The sequence below is a fragment of the Ruegeria sp. BI11 genome, assembly GCF_056538005.1.
The window spans coordinates 565,911-580,258 of record NZ_JBQFSM010000001.1 but is presented as its reverse complement, the minus strand read 5'-3'; the positions used below and the strand labels follow the sequence as shown (position 1 = coordinate 580,258).

Below are 14,348 nucleotides of genomic sequence, written 5' to 3'. Positions count from 1 at the left end.
GAAAGCTCATGAGCGTGGCGGGAAAAACAGCGATCATCACTGGGTCGAATTCGGGGATCGGTTTGGGCGTTGCCCGTGAATTGGCCAAGGCCGGGGCCAACGTCGTTTTGAACTCGTTCACCGACCGGGATGAGGATCACGCGCTGGCCGCCGAGATTGCGCAGGAGACCGGAACCAACGCGCGGTACATCAAGGCGGACATGTCCAAGGGGGATGAATGCCGTGCTCTGATCGAAAAGGCGGGTGCTTGTGACATCCTGGTGAACAACGCGGGCATTCAACACGTTTCACCGATTGATCAGTTTCCGGTCGACAAATGGGATGCGATCATTGCGATCAACATGAACTCGGCCTACCACACCATGGCCGCTGCTTTGCCGATGATGCGCAAGGCCGGGTGGGGACGGATCGTTAATATCGCCTCGGCGCATGGGCTGACCGCGTCGCCTTTCAAAGCAGCGTATGTCGCTGCCAAACACGGTGTGGTCGGAATGACCAAAACCGTAGCGCTGGAAACCGCGCAGGAACCGATCACCTGCAACGCGATTTGCCCTGGCTACGTGCTCACGCCTTTGGTTGAAGCCCAAATCCCCGACACGATGAAGGAATACGGCATGAGCCGCGAGGATGTGATCAAGAATGTTATGCTGGAACGCCAACCTTCGAAAGCGTTTGCAACGGTCGAGCAACTTGGTGGCACTACAGTCTTTCTGTGTTCGGATGCTGCCGCGCAAATCACCGGGACAGCAATCTCGGTGGATGGGGGGTGGACGGCTCTGTAAAGAAAGGGGCGGGTCATGAAGCAGATCAATCTAGCCTTGCAAGGTGGCGGCGCGCATGGCGCTTTTACCTGGGGTGTACTGGACCGGCTGCTGGACGAGGATGATATTGAGGTCGCGGCCATTACCGGCACCTCGGCCGGGGCGCTGAACGGCGCGGCCTTCAAATCCGGTATGGTGCGTAATGGCCGTGACGGCGCGCGGGCCAGCCTTGATGGCCTGTGGGCGCGCATGGGGGCCGTGGGCGACATGCGCCTTGCCAACTGGATGCAGGCGATCGAACCTGCACAGATCGCGCATGCCATGGAGTATTCCCTGCCGTTCTCCGTGGGTGATGCGTGGTCGCGGCTGGTTTCGCCCTATGCTTACGGCCCGTTCTATCGCAATCCTTTGGAGCCGGTGGTGGACCGGTTCAATTTTGATGAAATCTGCGCCGACGAAGGGCCACGCCTATTCGTCTGTGCCACCTGTGTGCGCAGCGGCAAGATACGGGTCTTTACCGGGGGTGAGGTCTCGACAGATGCGATCCTGGCCTCGGCTTGCCTGCCGAACCTGTTTCAGGCGGTCGAGATTTTTGATCCCAAATCTGGAAGGACCGAAGCCTATTGGGATGGCGGCTATACTGGGAACCCGGCCCTGTACCCTTTGTTCAACACCGATCTTCCGGAAGATTTGGTGATCGTGAACATCAACCCGCTTGAGCGGGATGAGGTGCCGAAAACGCCGCAGCAAATCCAGAACAGGATCAATGAGATCAGCTTTAACTCATCCCTTTTCCGCGAGTTGCGCGCCATCAGCTTCGTGCAACGCTTGCTGGCCGAAGGCAAGCTGAAAGCGGGTGAGATGAGCCGAGTGCTGGTTCACATGATCGCAGATGACGCGCTGATGAATGATCTTTCGGTGGCAACCAAAACGGTGCCGAACCCGGTGGTTTTGCACAAGTTAAAAGAGGCCGGGCGAGCGGCCGCGCATCGGTTCCTATCGGACAACAAAGCCGATCTGGGTCAGCAGAGTACCGTAAACCTTCCGGAGATGTTCGGCTGATTATTCAGGCGGTTGCGTAGGGTCTTTGTCGTTGGGGTAAACCAATCCTGCCGAAATCACCAGCTTGGCCGCATCCTCGATGGACATGTCCAGCAGGATGACGTCCTCTTCGGGGAAGAACAGCAAAAAGCCCGAGGTTGGGTTTGGGGTCGTAGGGACAAAGACACTCAGCAATGCGCCACCCGTTTCCGCTCGCTCACTGACTTCGCCCCGCGCTGTGGTCGACACAAATCCGATGGCCCATATGCCGCGGCGGGGGTACTGGATCAGGCAGGCTTTTTCGAAGGACCGTTCGGTCTGCGCAAAAACCGTTTCGGAGATCTGTTTGATCCCAGAATAGACCGAGCGGACAACGGGCATCCGCTCTACCAGGCTTTCGGCGAACGAGATTAAGGACCGACCCAGAATACCCTTGGCAATCCAACCCACCAAAACAGTGAACGCCAGAAAGATGATGACACCAACGCCACGCGGGTTGATGCCCACGTATTGCTGGGGCTGGAACTGTTGCGGGATCAGCGGCAGGACAGCACTGTCGATCCAACCTACAACCGACCAGATTAGCCAGATCGTCAGCCAGACAGGCGCAATGACGACGATGCCCGTCAGAAAAGACGCGCGCAGCCGGGATAACAGGCCCGGTCTACGATGGGGTTCTTCATCAAACGGTGTGTTCATTGCGATCCTGAATGATTTGCCGATTTAATTAAGCAGTCCGGCGTCTTGGTACAATAGGTTAATCCTATGCGGTTTTGCTCAGCGCAATCGCGACACCAGCGGCAAGTCGGGCATTATTGCGCACCAGCGCAATGTTTGCGGTCAGCGAACGGCCCTCGGTTTGTTCGTAAATCCGCTGCAGCAAGTAAGGTGTGACGCCTTTGCCCGTGATACGATGCGTTTCTGCGTCGGCATGGGCCGAGGCGATGATTGGGGCCAGTTCCTCGGCCGGGATTTGATCGGCGGTCGGGATCGGGTTGGCGACCAGCTGACCTCCGGGCAGGCCAAGCGCCCGTCGGGTGGCGTGAGCTTTGGCGATGTCTTCAGCGCTGTCCAGGCGCAGGGGCGCGGCATAGGGAGATTTGGCAGACCAGAAGGCCGGGAACTCATCCTGACCATGCGCGATGACCGGAACACCCAGCGTTTCCAGCACTTCTAATGTCTTGGCGATATCTAAGATCGCCTTTGCGCCGGCTGCGACAACGGTAACCGGTGTTTGCGCCAGTTCATGCAGGTCAGCCGAAATGTCAAAAGTGGTCTCAGCCCCCTGATGCACACCTCCGATGCCGCCCGTGGCAAAAACCTCGATCCCGGCATAATGTGCGCCGATCATGGTGGCTGCGACCGTTGTGGCTCCAGTCCCGCCAGAGGCCATGCAAACGGGCATATCTGCGCGGGACACTTTGGCGACGCCATGGGCCTGACCCAGTGATTTCAACTGGTCAGATTCCAACCCCACATGCAGCTTGCCCTTGATCACCGCGATCGTAGCCGGAACCGCACCCGCATCGCGGATGTCCTGTTCAACCTGCGCCGCCACCTCGATGTTCTGAGGGTAGGGCATGCCGTGGGTGATGATGGTGCTTTCCAGCGCGACGATGGGCTGGCCCGCTTCTTTGGCGCCGCGGACTTCGGCGGAATATTGGATGTCGATCACAGCGGGGTTTCTCCGGAAACATAAGTTGCGGCGGCGTGCAGGGCGCGGCGCAGGGCTTCGTCACTGGACGCGCCGCTGGCCTCGGACGCGATATGCGCCGCCATGAAGGTATCCCCGGCACCGGTCACGCGTGTGACCAATACAGAGGGCGGTGTTTGGGTCAGTATTTCGTCAGCGTTGCCTACGGTGGCCGAGTTGCCGCCATCGGTGACCAGCACCCGCAGAGCGCCGCGATCCAGCAAGCCCTTGGCGGCGCTTTCAGAATCTGTGAATTCGCGTTGGCACAGGATGCCAGCCTCTTCGAGGTTCACATAAAGCGTGGCGCGGGCGTGTTTCAGGAAAGGCAACAAACGTTCGGCCTTGCCGGGCGAAGCCGGTGCCACGCGCAAGTCAGCACGCGCAAAGCCCGGGCTTTGGGCGATTTCCTCCAAAAGGGTCAGGGTCAGATTTCCATCCAGCGCGATTGGGCCCTGAAATGGAGTGTTCTCATACCCCAGCGGCCCGTGCATCAAAGGACGCAGGATTTTGGCACCGGCGGCCTCAAGCGAATGCGCGTCGGCAATCGCTGCGATCAGACCGTTGGCCCCTTCGACGGCCATGTATCTGTCCGTCGGCAAATCCTGCGAGCGGTAGATATGATCCGTCACCATGCCCAGCCGCGAGCAGGCATGAACTAACTCGTCCCCTTCGGGGTCGCGACCGATGGCCGTCAAAATGGTTGGGGTCATGCCGAACCGCACCAGTGTCATGGCAATATTCATGGCCACACCGCCGGGCAGGCGGGTGATCCGACCCGGCACGTCCGAGCCTTGCCGCATGGCGCTGGCGGAACGCCCGATTATGTCCCACAGGACCGAGCCAATACACAGGATTTCGCTGTTCTGAGTCATGCCCGTGTCATGCCGCAGCCCTGAGGTTGGTGCAAGGGTTAACGCTCACATCGCGTCGGTGAGGGCTTTCAACGCGGCAAGAGGGTCGTCCTGCGACCAGATCTCATCCCCGATGCCAAAGAAATCGGTGCAGGGGGTAAGGTCGCGGACCAAGTCGGGGGTCAAGCCGCCTTCGGCAACAACCGGAACCTCGATCATTTCCGACCACCACTGGAAGAGATCTTTTTCAGCTGTGGTCCCGTCGCCCAGCGTTGACGCGCCGACCGGACCAAAGGCGACATAATCCACGCCAGCCTCGCCAGCGGTCATGCCATCGTGGCTCGACGCGCCACAAAAGCTGCCAACGATGGCATCAGCGCCTAGCTCTTTGCGCGCGGCGCGCGCAGAACGCGCGGCGTCATCCAGATGTACACCGTCCAGCCCCAACCGTTGCGCCAGCAGAACGTGGTTCGAGATCACCAGTGCCACGTCGCGTGCATGGGCCACTTCGCGGCAAGCGTCAGCAGCGCGGGCGATGGCGTCTTCGTCGTTGCCCGCTAGCGCCAGCCGGATGCAGGCGATCTCGGCACAGTCCAGAACGCGGCCAAGCTGGTCGGGGAAGGCGCTCAACGAGATCGTTGGCGGGGTGATCAGGTAAATCTGCGGCTGCTCGGGGGTGTCCATTGGCGCGTCCTTCGCTTTCAGTCTTTGGCGCGGTTTAGCGGATTGTGCCGGGGAAGCAAACTTTTATGCCGGTTTAAGGCGCAAATGACCAATCTGATGCCTTGCCCTGCGCCAACGCGCCGATTACAGCAGGCCAAGTTTTCCGGAGACAACCATGCCCAGCGATAAATCCCAGCCCTCTTTTGTGCTCGTGCGCCCTCAGATGGGGGAAAACATCGGTGCCGCCGCGCGGGCGATGTGGAACTTCGGGCTGGACCGGATGCGGATCGTGGCACCGCGCGACGGCTGGCCCAATCCAAAGGCGGTGGCTATGTCCAGCGGGGCCGGCCGGTTGCTGGACGAGGCGCAGCTGTTCGATGATCTGGCCGGGGCGTTGTCCGACAGCACGTTTGTTTTTGCTACCACAGCGCGTCAGCGTGGGCTGACCAAGCCGGTCTACAGTCCCGAACGCGCGATGCAGATTGCAGCCGAGAAAGTCGCGGCCGGAGAAAAGGTCTCGGTCTTGTTCGGACCGGAGCGGGCAGGGTTGGAAAACGAAGATATCGCCAAGGCCAATGCCATCATCTCAGTTCCGGTGAACCCGGAATATGCCTCGCTGAACCTAGGACAGTGCGTGTTGCTGAACGCTTATGAGTGGATGCGCCAGACCGGCGATGTGGTGCACGAAGCCACTGATCTAGGCAAGGGTGACTGGGCCACGGGGATCGAGGTCGAAAAACTGGTCGAACATTACGAGGATCGGCTGGAAGAGGCAGGGTTCTTCTATCCGCCCGAAAAGGCCGAAGGCATGAAGACCAATCTGCGCAATCTGTGGTCGCGGATGCGGATGACCCGCGCCGATGTACAGATGCTGCACGGGATCATGCGTCAGATGGTCCGTTGGAAGGATAAGGGCTGAGGCTGGACCTTAGCCCCCCTTCACCCTAGCTTGCGACGAAATCCAAGGCACAAGAGGACAGCATGAGCGGTAAGCGCAGCATCTTCGAAGACGTCTCAGACACCGAAAAACAACAAGCCGTTCAACCGGGTATGATTGACCGGGGAAAAGGCGGCGCACGCGGGGCCATTCGCGTCTGGCTGATGATCCTGTTCGCGCTGGTCGTCGTCATGATCGCCGTGGGCGGCCTGACACGTCTGACCGATAGCGGGCTGTCGATCACCGAATGGCGTCCGATTACCGGAGCTATTCCGCCGATGACCGAGTCCGACTGGCAGGCCGAGTTCGACAAGTACAAACAGATCGACCAATGGCAAATCCAGAACCAATGGATGGAGCTGGATGACTTCAAAACCATCTACTGGTGGGAATGGGGTCATCGCCAATTGGGTCGGGTGATCGGTCTGGTCTGGGCGCTTGGATTCTTTGGCTTCCTGTTGGCGCGGAAAATACCGACCGGGTGGACCGGCAAGCTGTTGATCCCCGGCGTTTTGGGCGGAGTTCAGGGCGCGGTCGGCTGGTGGATGGTCGCCTCGGGCGTGACACAGGGCGAGGGGATGACAGCCGTCGCCAGCTATCGTCTGGCGGTCCATCTGGGGCTGGCCTTCGTGATACTGGGTTTCCTTGCCTGGTATATCTTTGAGCTAGGCCGAGAAGAGCGTGACCTGATGCAGGCCCGTCGCGCGAAAGAGGGTAAGCTGTTCTCACTGTCGACCGGCCTGATGCATTTCGCCTTTTTGCAGATCCTTATCGGCGCGCTTGTGGCAGGCATCGACGCCGGGCGATCTTTTACCGATTGGCCGCTGATCGGTGGGCAGTTATTGCCGCCCGACGCGACAATGCTTGAACCGATGTGGCGTAACTTCTTTGAAAGCCCCGGTCTGGTTCAGTTCATCCATCGATGTGCGGGCTACCTGCTGTTCATCTTTGGCATCATCGTGTGGCGCCGCGGTAGCACCAGCGCGCATACCCAAACTCGATTTGCCTTCAACGCAGCTTTTGCAGCGCTGTCGCTGCAGGTGGTGGTCGGGATTATGACGGTCATCTACGCAGCCCCTTGGCAGATCGCCATCTTCCACCAGTTCATGGCTGTCGTCGTCTGGACCTTGATCTTGCGTGCACGGTTCCTGACTGCCTACCCAATCGCCACCTCAATCCGCGGAGCGTAACCCCGATGACTGCCTATGACGACCTGATGGCCTTTCAACGCGAAACTTCGGCCCTCGGGCAGATCGCCGGGCGGCTGGGCTGGGATCAGGAAACGGTGATGCCGCGTGGCGCAGCTCCGCAACGGGCCGAGGAGATGGCTGCGATCGAAGCCGTTCTGCATGCCCGTCGCTCAGACCCGCGCGTGGCTGAATGGCTGGAGCAGGCCGATCCGCAAAACGATGTGGCCCGTGCTCAGTTGCGCGATATCCGCCGAACCTACGAGCGGACGGTCAAGGTGCCTGCCGATCTGGCCAAGGCTATCGCGCGCGTGACCTCAGCAGCGCAGGGAACGTGGGCGCAAGCCCGTGCAGACGAGAACGTCGCCACTTTTCTGCCGGTTCTCGAAGAAGTCGTTGCCCTCAAGCGTGAAGAAGGCGCAGCACTGGCGCAGGGTGGCGATGTCTATGATGCCATGGTCGAAGACTATGAGCCCTACACAACGGGCAAGCAGATCGCCGAGATTTTCGATCAGATGCGCCCGCGTCTTGTGGCTCTGCGCGCGGCTGTACTGGATAGACCTGCGCCTCAAGCTTTGACCGGTAAATACGATGAACAGATACAGATGCGCCTTTCGCAGAAACTGGCGACCACCTTTGGCTATGACCTGAATACGGGGCGCGTGGACAAGGCAGTACATCCGTTCAGCTCGGGCAGTGGTCTGGATGTGCGCATTACCACCCGAACAAGCGAGACCGACCCGTTCAACTGTTTCTATTCGACCATTCACGAAGTCGGCCACGCTGCGTACGAGCAGGGCATTAACCCGGCTTTTGCGCTTACTCCGCTGGGGCAGGGCGTTTCGATGGGTGTGCATGAAAGCCAAAGCCGCATCTATGAAAACCAACTGGGTCGTTCTCGTGCCTTTACCGAGTGGCTGTTCGAACAGATGGTGGACGCATTCGGTGATTTCGGTGTCGCGGATGCCGACGCTTTCTATGCCACGGTCAATGGCGTGCACAAAGGCTATATCCGGACCGAGGCGGACGAGGTGCAATACAACCTGCACATCATGCTGCGCTTTGATCTTGAACGCGCCTTAATGGCCGGCGATCTTCAGGTCAAAGATCTGGAGGCCGCGTGGAACGACCGGTTCAAGGCAGATTTCGGATATGCGGTCGACAAGCCATCGAACGGGTGTTTGCAGGACGTCCATTGGTCGGTCGGACTGTTTGGTTACTTCCCAACTTATTCACTGGGCAACGTTTACGCGGGGTGCCTCAATCAGGCGTTGCGCGCTGCGCTACCTGATCTGGATGCGCAATTGGCCGGCGGCGATACTTCGGGCGCAACAGGATGGCTGCGTGAAAATCTCCAGTGTCATGGTGGGCTCTACACTCCGCGCGAGACCATCCAGCGCGCCAGTGGGGTAGAACCGGGACCGGAACCTTTGTTGGCGTATTTGGAGCAAAAATTTGGTACGCTATACGGTCTTTGAACGCAAAATTTCCGGCGGTTTTTGTTCTCAGATGCGTGCCGCGTTGCAAGTTTTTTGCCTAAATAAGACTTTAGTAGTCGAGCATTGCTAATCAGGCAGAAGATAGATGGTCAGGTAGCACAAAAGCTGAAAGCCCCCCTGAACCATGTGGTTTTCTTCCAGGTCAAAATTCATGACCGTCTGGTCCGCCAGAAAAAAAGCGAGCCACAACCCTAGCGATACAATAAACGCTGCGTCGACTCTCTTTTGCCAACGATCCGTCTGGGAATAAGGGGTAAATGACGCGAGCGCAAAAAGCAGCGTCGATAGAAGCAACCACAGAATGATCCCAACAAATAGAAACACATCAACGGCCATAGAGGCACCAAACTGATCCAGCGTTTTTTGCAGAAACGGAAAGTTATGGCCGTCAAACCAAGGGGTTGAAGTCATCCCCAGTAGCTCTAGCCCGCCGATGAAATCGGTTAAAAACGCGAATGTCCACCACAGGAACCAAAAGATTACTAAACTTTGTTTGAAAAAAATGCGCATTGAAACGACCTCTTGAAACTACTGTTTCGAATAATCTTGGTCGTAGAATAACGAAATTTAGAAGATACAGAAATCAGCGCCAATTTGACCGTTGAAAGGGCAGATCGTCGATTGCTGAAATTCGGATCGATTTCTGCGCTAGCAGCTCAAAGGCCCCGGAACGCAAAGTTCTGGGGCCTTTGCCGCAATTTTATTCCTCGGCCTCTTCGTCGCCCTGATCCGCGATCCAAGCGACGCTGACGACCTCTTCGCCTTTGCCGGTGTTGAATACCTTCACGCCGCCCGCGCTGCGGGACCGGAACGAGATGCCGTCGACCGGCACTCGGATCGACTGACCCTTGGACGTGGCCAGCATGATCTGATCGTCGATCTCAACCGGGAAAGAGGCCACCAATTCACCACCGCGCATGGCCTTGTCCATGGCCGCAACGCCCATGCCGCCGCGTCCGCGGACCGGGTAGTCGTGGCTGGAGCTCAATTTGCCCGAACCGCCTGCCGTGATAGTCAGGATTAGGTTTTCGGCAGCTGACATTTCGGCGTAGCGTTCCTGACTGATGGTCGCCAGTGCATTGCCTTCTTCGTCGCCTGCCTCGGCCTCTTCTGTCAGCCCGGCCACCGCACGGCGCATTTTCAGATAGGCGGCGCGTTCATCCGATGTGGCCTTGAAGTGGCGGATCACCGACATGGAGACCACACGATCGCCGTTGGAAAGCCGGATGCCACGCACACCGGTCGATTTACGTCCTTTAAAGACCCGCACATCGGTGGTCTGGAAGCGGATCGCACGGCCCGAATTGGTGACCAGCATCACGTCATCGTCTTCCGAACAGATGCGCGCGTTCACCAGTTCCACGCCCTCGGGCAGATCCATTGCGATCTTGCCATTGCGTTTGACGTTGGTGAAATCGCTCAGCGCATTACGGCGCACGTCGCCGGCACTGGTGGCGAAGACAATCTGAAGGTCCTCCCATTCTTCATCCGGTACATCCACCGGCATGATCGCCGCGATGGAAACGCCGGTCGGAATCGGCAGGATGTTAACGATGGCCTTGCCTTTGCCAGTCCGACCGGATTGCGGCAGGCGCCATGTCTTGAGCTTGTAGACCATCCCGTCGGTGGTGAAGAACAACAGCTGTGTATGCGTGTTCGCAACAAAGAGGTTGGTAACTACATCCTCTTCTTTTGTCTGCATTCCGGACAGGCCCTTGCCGCCACGCTTTTGCGCGCGGAAATCGGCCAGCGGGGTCCGCTTGATGTAACCGCCTGAGGTGACGGTCACGACCATGTCTTCACGTTCAATCAGGTCCTCGTCTTCCATGTCGCCGGACCAGTCGACGATCTCGGTGCGACGGGGAACGGCGAACTGCTCGCGCACACTGCGCAGCTCATCGCCGATGATCGACATGATGCGTTCACGAGAGGACAGAATATCCAGGTATTCCTTGATCTTGGCGGCCAGTTCTTCAAGCTCGTCCGTGACCTCTTTGACACCTAGTTGGGTCAGGCGCTGCAGGCGTAGATCAAGGATGGCACGGGCCTGAACCTCGGTCAGGTTATAGGTGCCGTCGTCGTTCATCTTGGACAGAGGGTCGTCGATCAGGCGCAGATACCCTTCGATCTCGGATGCGGGCCAGCGACGGGTCATCAGCTTTTCACGCGCCTCGGCTGCGTCGGCGGATGACCGAATGGTGGCGACTACTTCGTCCACGTTGGAAACGGCCACGGCCAGGCCACACAGGATGTGGCTGCGTTCGCGCGCCTTGCGCAGGTCATACGCGGTACGGCGGGCAACAACATCCTCGCGGAAGTCGATGAATGACGTCAGGAACCGACGCAGAGTCAGCTGCTCAGGCCGGCCACCGTTCAGCGCCAGCATGTTGCAGCCGAAGGACGTTTGCATCGGCGAGAAGCGGTAAAGTTGGTTCAGGACCACCTCGGGTGTGGCATCGCGCTTCAGCTCGACCACGACGCGGACACCGTTACGGTCGGATTCATCCTGCACGTGGGCCACGCCTTCAATACGCTTTTCACGCACGGCTTCGGCGATCTTTTCGATCATCGCGGCCTTGTTTACCTGATAAGGGATCTCGTCGACGACGATAGCGTAACGATCCTTGCGCAGCTCTTCCACGCGGGTCTTAGCGCGAATGATGACGCTGCCGCGCCCCTCAAGATAAGCTTTACGCGCACCAGAACGTCCCAGCATGACGCCGCCAGTCGGGAAGTCGGGGCCAGGGACATACTCGATCAGCTGTTCTGAAGTCAGGTCCGGGTCGTCGATCAGTGCCAGCGTGGCGTCGACCACTTCACCCAGGTTGTGCGGTGGGATGTTGGTCGCCATGCCCACGGCGATACCACCGGCGCCGTTGACCAACATGTTCGGGAAACGGGCAGGCAGTACGGTGGGTTCTCGGTCCTTGCCGTCATAGTTGTCCTGGAAATCGACCGTCTCTTTTTCGATGTCGGCCAGCAGCGATGCGGCGGGCTTGTCCATCCGTACTTCGGTGTAGCGCATGGCCGCCGGGTTGTCGCCGTCCATCGAGCCAAAGTTGCCCTGACCATCCAGCAAAGGCAGAGACATCGAGAAGTCCTGTGCCATCCGCACCAGCGCGTCATAAATCGCGCTGTCGCCATGAGGGTGGTACTTACCCATCACGTCGCCAACCGGGCGGGCCGACTTGCGGTATGCCTTATCGTGAGTGTTACCCGTTTCATGCATCGCATACAGGATGCGGCGGTGAACCGGCTTCAGCCCGTCACGCAGATCGGGGATCGCGCGGGACACGATGACCGACATCGCATAGTCCAGATAGGACGTGCGCATCTCGGATTCGATGGACACCGTCGGGCCGTCATAGACTGGGCGTTCGGGCGGGGTTTCATCCATGTTTTCTGGGGTTTCTGGCGTATCGCTCACGTAAACTGCCCGTGTATTGTTCTGGGTCTATATCTTGTGGATGTACCTTATCAGACCCGGCACATAAGGTGCAAGCAAGCAACGGTTTTGCATGTGAAAAACCCCCGTAACACCTGAGTAACATATTGTTAACTAAGGGTTAGGTGATTTTTGTGTTACCCTGAAGAGACCTTGCAACAAAATTGGAGGTCTGCATGGAGCAAAGCGAAACCGAATTAATGCTCAAGGGGTACGGGCTGACGACGGCGGAGTTCTTCTACCACATGCCCGATTACATTCACGTTCTGAACACGTTCATCTGGCAGGATTACGACCTGGCGCCGGATCATCCGAAACTGTTCGATTTCATCGACTTCTGGCAGCGCGAGATTGATGGCCCGCTGCATTCGGTCCGGTTCACACATCGCAAGATGATCGCGCCCGGAGAATGGCGCAACATGGTTGGTGAATTCAGGGTAAATTGAATTTCCGACCGGTATTTTGGTCAGTAACGATTGAGACGCGTTAAATTTTTTGGTGCTTGGGTTATGGTGTCGACCAAATCATTGGTCACATACGGAATCGCTTTATGTCCCGAGCTTTGTTTTTCGCCGCTGCTTTGTTGATCAGCGGGCCAGCCGCCGCCGAGGGCGTCTTTGACAAAATCAAGAAAGGTGCTGCAAACACAGCCGACGCTGTCGGGCGTGGGGCCGAAACCGTGGGCAATACCATTGAGAAGGGTGCGGATGCGGTCGGGGGCACAATCGATTCTACTGCTGATCTTGTGACGAACGAGGCCACGCCGGAAGAGACGCGCGCCAAACTGGATATGATGGCCAGCGAGGTTCTTTCCCAGCTGTTGGCGGAAAATCCCGACGCGAAGACGCTTTACGATGTCAGCGCGGGCTACGCAGTGTTCGATTCACGCAAGGTTACGGTGTTTCCGGTTTCAGCCGGGTATGGGCGCGGGGTGGCCGTTTCAATGGATACGGGTCAGCACACTTATATGAACATGGGCACCGGTGGCGTGGGTGCCGCCGTAGGCATCGGCGGTTTCGAGACCAAGTTTGTGATTATGTTCGAAACCCCCGCCGATCTGCAGAAATTCATCGAGCATGGCTACGACGCCACGGCGGAAACCGGGGCCATGTATGGTGACGAGCGCAGCGGAGAAACCGTGCGGTTCACCGATGGCCGCTCGTTTTTTGTTCTCGGCAAGAAAGGTTGGCGTGTCTCGGCAGGAGCATCCGGTACAAAATTCTGGGAATCCCCCGAGTTGAACTGATCAGCCCGAACAACTGGCCCCGCCCAGAACGCAGAACTTGGCGCAATGAGGGTGGTTGAGGTGCACGTCCGCTTCGGCCTCAGCCAGAGTGTGGCCCATCTCGAATTCTGGCGCATAGGGCAGCAGTGTGCAGGCCAGAACCGCAGGGCGTACCGCACCCTTGCGCTTTACCACCATGCGGGCGCTGGCGCACATCACCGCATCGGGTGACTTGTCCAGGATCCCCCAGCAGGCGGTTGTGATCTCGGGCACCTCGACGGTGTCATCCATCTCAGGAAACAGAACCGTTTGGCCAGGGTTCTGGGCGTCAATGTCAAAGTCGTGCTGTTCGAAAAAAGCGGCATAGCCAGCGCGGCTTTCGGCGTCGGAATCACCCCAGACGGTGCGCCCGGCGACAGCCATGTTAAAACCGTTATCGCGCAACCATTCCATCCCAATCAGGGTCTTGGCAAAACTGCCTTTGCCGCGTTCTTCGTCATGCAGATCAGGGCGGTAGTGATCGACCGAGATTCGCAGGGTCAGCTTGTCGCCATATTCGCGCAGTAACTCCAGAAGTCCTTCGCGCACCTTGCGGCGCATCATCGGCTGCATGGCGTTTGTGAGAATCAGCACCTCATACCCGCGTTCCAGCGCGGCGTGGTTCATTTCGATCATTTCGGGGTTCATAAAAGGTTCACCCCCGGTGAACCCGATTTCCCGAACTGGCCAGTTGCGGGCCTCAATCTGATCCAGATAATCCCGCACCTCATCCGCTGTGATATAGACCAGCGCATCGTTGGTCGGGCTACTTGCGATATAGCAATTTACACATTCGATATTGCACAAGGTGCCAGTGTTGAACCAAAGCGTTTCAGGGTTGCTAAGCGCAACTGAAGCCCGCGTTTGCCCGTCAGCCGTCACCAATGTGTTTTCAAACTTGCCTATATTGGCGGCCTGAGAGGCATTGTCTTTCATTCCGGCATCCGGTTCTTTGAAGTCATGTTGCTGACTTAGCCTTTCGGACCGGGTTAGTTAAGGGTGTCACG

The 14,348-nt window shown here is 58.2% G+C and carries 14 protein-coding genes; 7 read left to right on the top strand and 7 right to left on the bottom strand.

The window, feature by feature from the left end; genetic code table 11:
- Nucleotides 1–8: 8 nt before the first annotated feature.
- Both ACR0DT_RS02860 and ACR0DT_RS02855 read left to right on the top strand, forming a co-directional pair.
- Nucleotides 9–782, top strand: coding sequence for a 3-hydroxybutyrate dehydrogenase (locus ACR0DT_RS02860; RefSeq protein WP_480709299.1), 774 nt, complete (start codon nt 9–11; stop codon nt 780–782).
- Nucleotides 783–797: 15 nt separating this feature from the next.
- Nucleotides 798–1,823 (top strand): patatin-like phospholipase family protein, encoded by a 1,026-nt coding sequence (locus ACR0DT_RS02855; RefSeq protein ID WP_480709298.1) that lies wholly within the window; start codon nt 798–800, stop codon nt 1,821–1,823.
- Here ACR0DT_RS02855 and ACR0DT_RS02850 read toward each other — a convergent pair whose 3' ends face one another.
- The 4 genes from ACR0DT_RS02850 to ACR0DT_RS02835 all read right to left on the bottom strand — a co-directional run bounded on the left by ACR0DT_RS02850 (nt 1,824) and on the right by ACR0DT_RS02835 (nt 5,030).
- Nucleotides 1,824–2,501, bottom strand: coding sequence for a DUF502 domain-containing protein (locus ACR0DT_RS02850; RefSeq protein WP_480709297.1), 678 nt, complete (start codon nt 2,499–2,501; stop codon nt 1,824–1,826).
- A gap of 64 nt (nt 2,502–2,565) precedes the next feature.
- On the bottom strand, nt 2,566–3,477 hold the full coding sequence (locus ACR0DT_RS02845; protein ID WP_480709296.1) for a pseudouridine-5'-phosphate glycosidase: 912 nt from the start codon (nt 3,475–3,477) through the stop codon (nt 2,566–2,568).
- Nucleotides 3,474–4,367, bottom strand: coding sequence for a PfkB family carbohydrate kinase (locus tag ACR0DT_RS02840; protein WP_480709295.1), 894 nt, complete (start codon nt 4,365–4,367; stop codon nt 3,474–3,476). Before ACR0DT_RS02840 ends, ACR0DT_RS02845 begins: the two co-directional genes overlap by 4 nt.
- A gap of 45 nt (nt 4,368–4,412) precedes the next feature.
- Nucleotides 4,413–5,030, bottom strand: a complete 618-nt coding sequence (locus ACR0DT_RS02835) for a thiamine phosphate synthase (RefSeq protein ID WP_480709294.1) — start codon at nt 5,028–5,030, stop codon at nt 4,413–4,415.
- A 154-nt stretch (nt 5,031–5,184) separates the two neighbouring features.
- Here ACR0DT_RS02835 and ACR0DT_RS02830 point away from each other — a divergent pair, with 154 nt between their 5' ends.
- From ACR0DT_RS02830 to ACR0DT_RS02820, 3 genes are all read left to right on the top strand, one after another.
- Nucleotides 5,185–5,928, top strand: coding sequence for an RNA methyltransferase (locus ACR0DT_RS02830; protein ID WP_480709293.1), 744 nt, complete (start codon nt 5,185–5,187; stop codon nt 5,926–5,928).
- 62 nt (nt 5,929–5,990) lie between these two features.
- Nucleotides 5,991–7,136: a heme A synthase gene (gene ctaA, locus ACR0DT_RS02825; protein WP_480709292.1), complete on the top strand. Its 1,146-nt coding sequence runs from the start codon at nt 5,991–5,993 to the stop codon at nt 7,134–7,136.
- A 5-nt stretch (nt 7,137–7,141) separates the two neighbouring features.
- Nucleotides 7,142–8,611, top strand: coding sequence for a carboxypeptidase M32 (locus ACR0DT_RS02820; RefSeq protein ID WP_480709291.1), 1,470 nt, complete (start codon nt 7,142–7,144; stop codon nt 8,609–8,611).
- 87 nt (nt 8,612–8,698) lie between these two features.
- On the opposite strand, the gene ACR0DT_RS02815 is transcribed toward ACR0DT_RS02820, so the two are convergent.
- Nucleotides 8,699–9,142 carry a hypothetical protein gene (locus ACR0DT_RS02815; RefSeq protein WP_480709290.1) on the bottom strand — a complete coding sequence of 148 codons (444 nt, stop codon included), beginning with the start codon at nt 9,140–9,142 and terminating at the stop codon, nt 8,699–8,701.
- 190 nt (nt 9,143–9,332) lie between these two features.
- Nucleotides 9,333–12,059: a DNA gyrase subunit A gene (gene gyrA / locus ACR0DT_RS02810; RefSeq protein WP_480709289.1), complete on the bottom strand. Its 2,727-nt coding sequence runs from the start codon at nt 12,057–12,059 to the stop codon at nt 9,333–9,335.
- A gap of 194 nt (nt 12,060–12,253) precedes the next feature.
- Between gyrA and ACR0DT_RS02805 the strand changes: the two genes are divergently transcribed.
- Together ACR0DT_RS02805 and ACR0DT_RS02800 are read left to right on the top strand one after the other, a co-directional pair.
- Nucleotides 12,254–12,523, top strand: coding sequence for an usg protein (locus ACR0DT_RS02805; RefSeq protein ID WP_480709288.1), 270 nt, complete (start codon nt 12,254–12,256; stop codon nt 12,521–12,523).
- 104 nt (nt 12,524–12,627) lie between these two features.
- Nucleotides 12,628–13,323 (top strand): lipid-binding SYLF domain-containing protein, encoded by a 696-nt coding sequence (locus ACR0DT_RS02800; RefSeq protein WP_480709287.1) that lies wholly within the window; start codon nt 12,628–12,630, stop codon nt 13,321–13,323.
- Here ACR0DT_RS02800 and ACR0DT_RS02795 read toward each other — a convergent pair whose 3' ends face one another.
- The gene (locus tag ACR0DT_RS02795; RefSeq protein ID WP_480709286.1) at nt 13,324–14,277 is read right to left on the bottom strand and encodes a radical SAM protein; all 954 of its coding nucleotides are present in this window, start codon (nt 14,275–14,277) and stop codon (nt 13,324–13,326) included. It lies immediately after the preceding gene.
- Nucleotides 14,278–14,348: the final 71 nt, after the last annotated feature.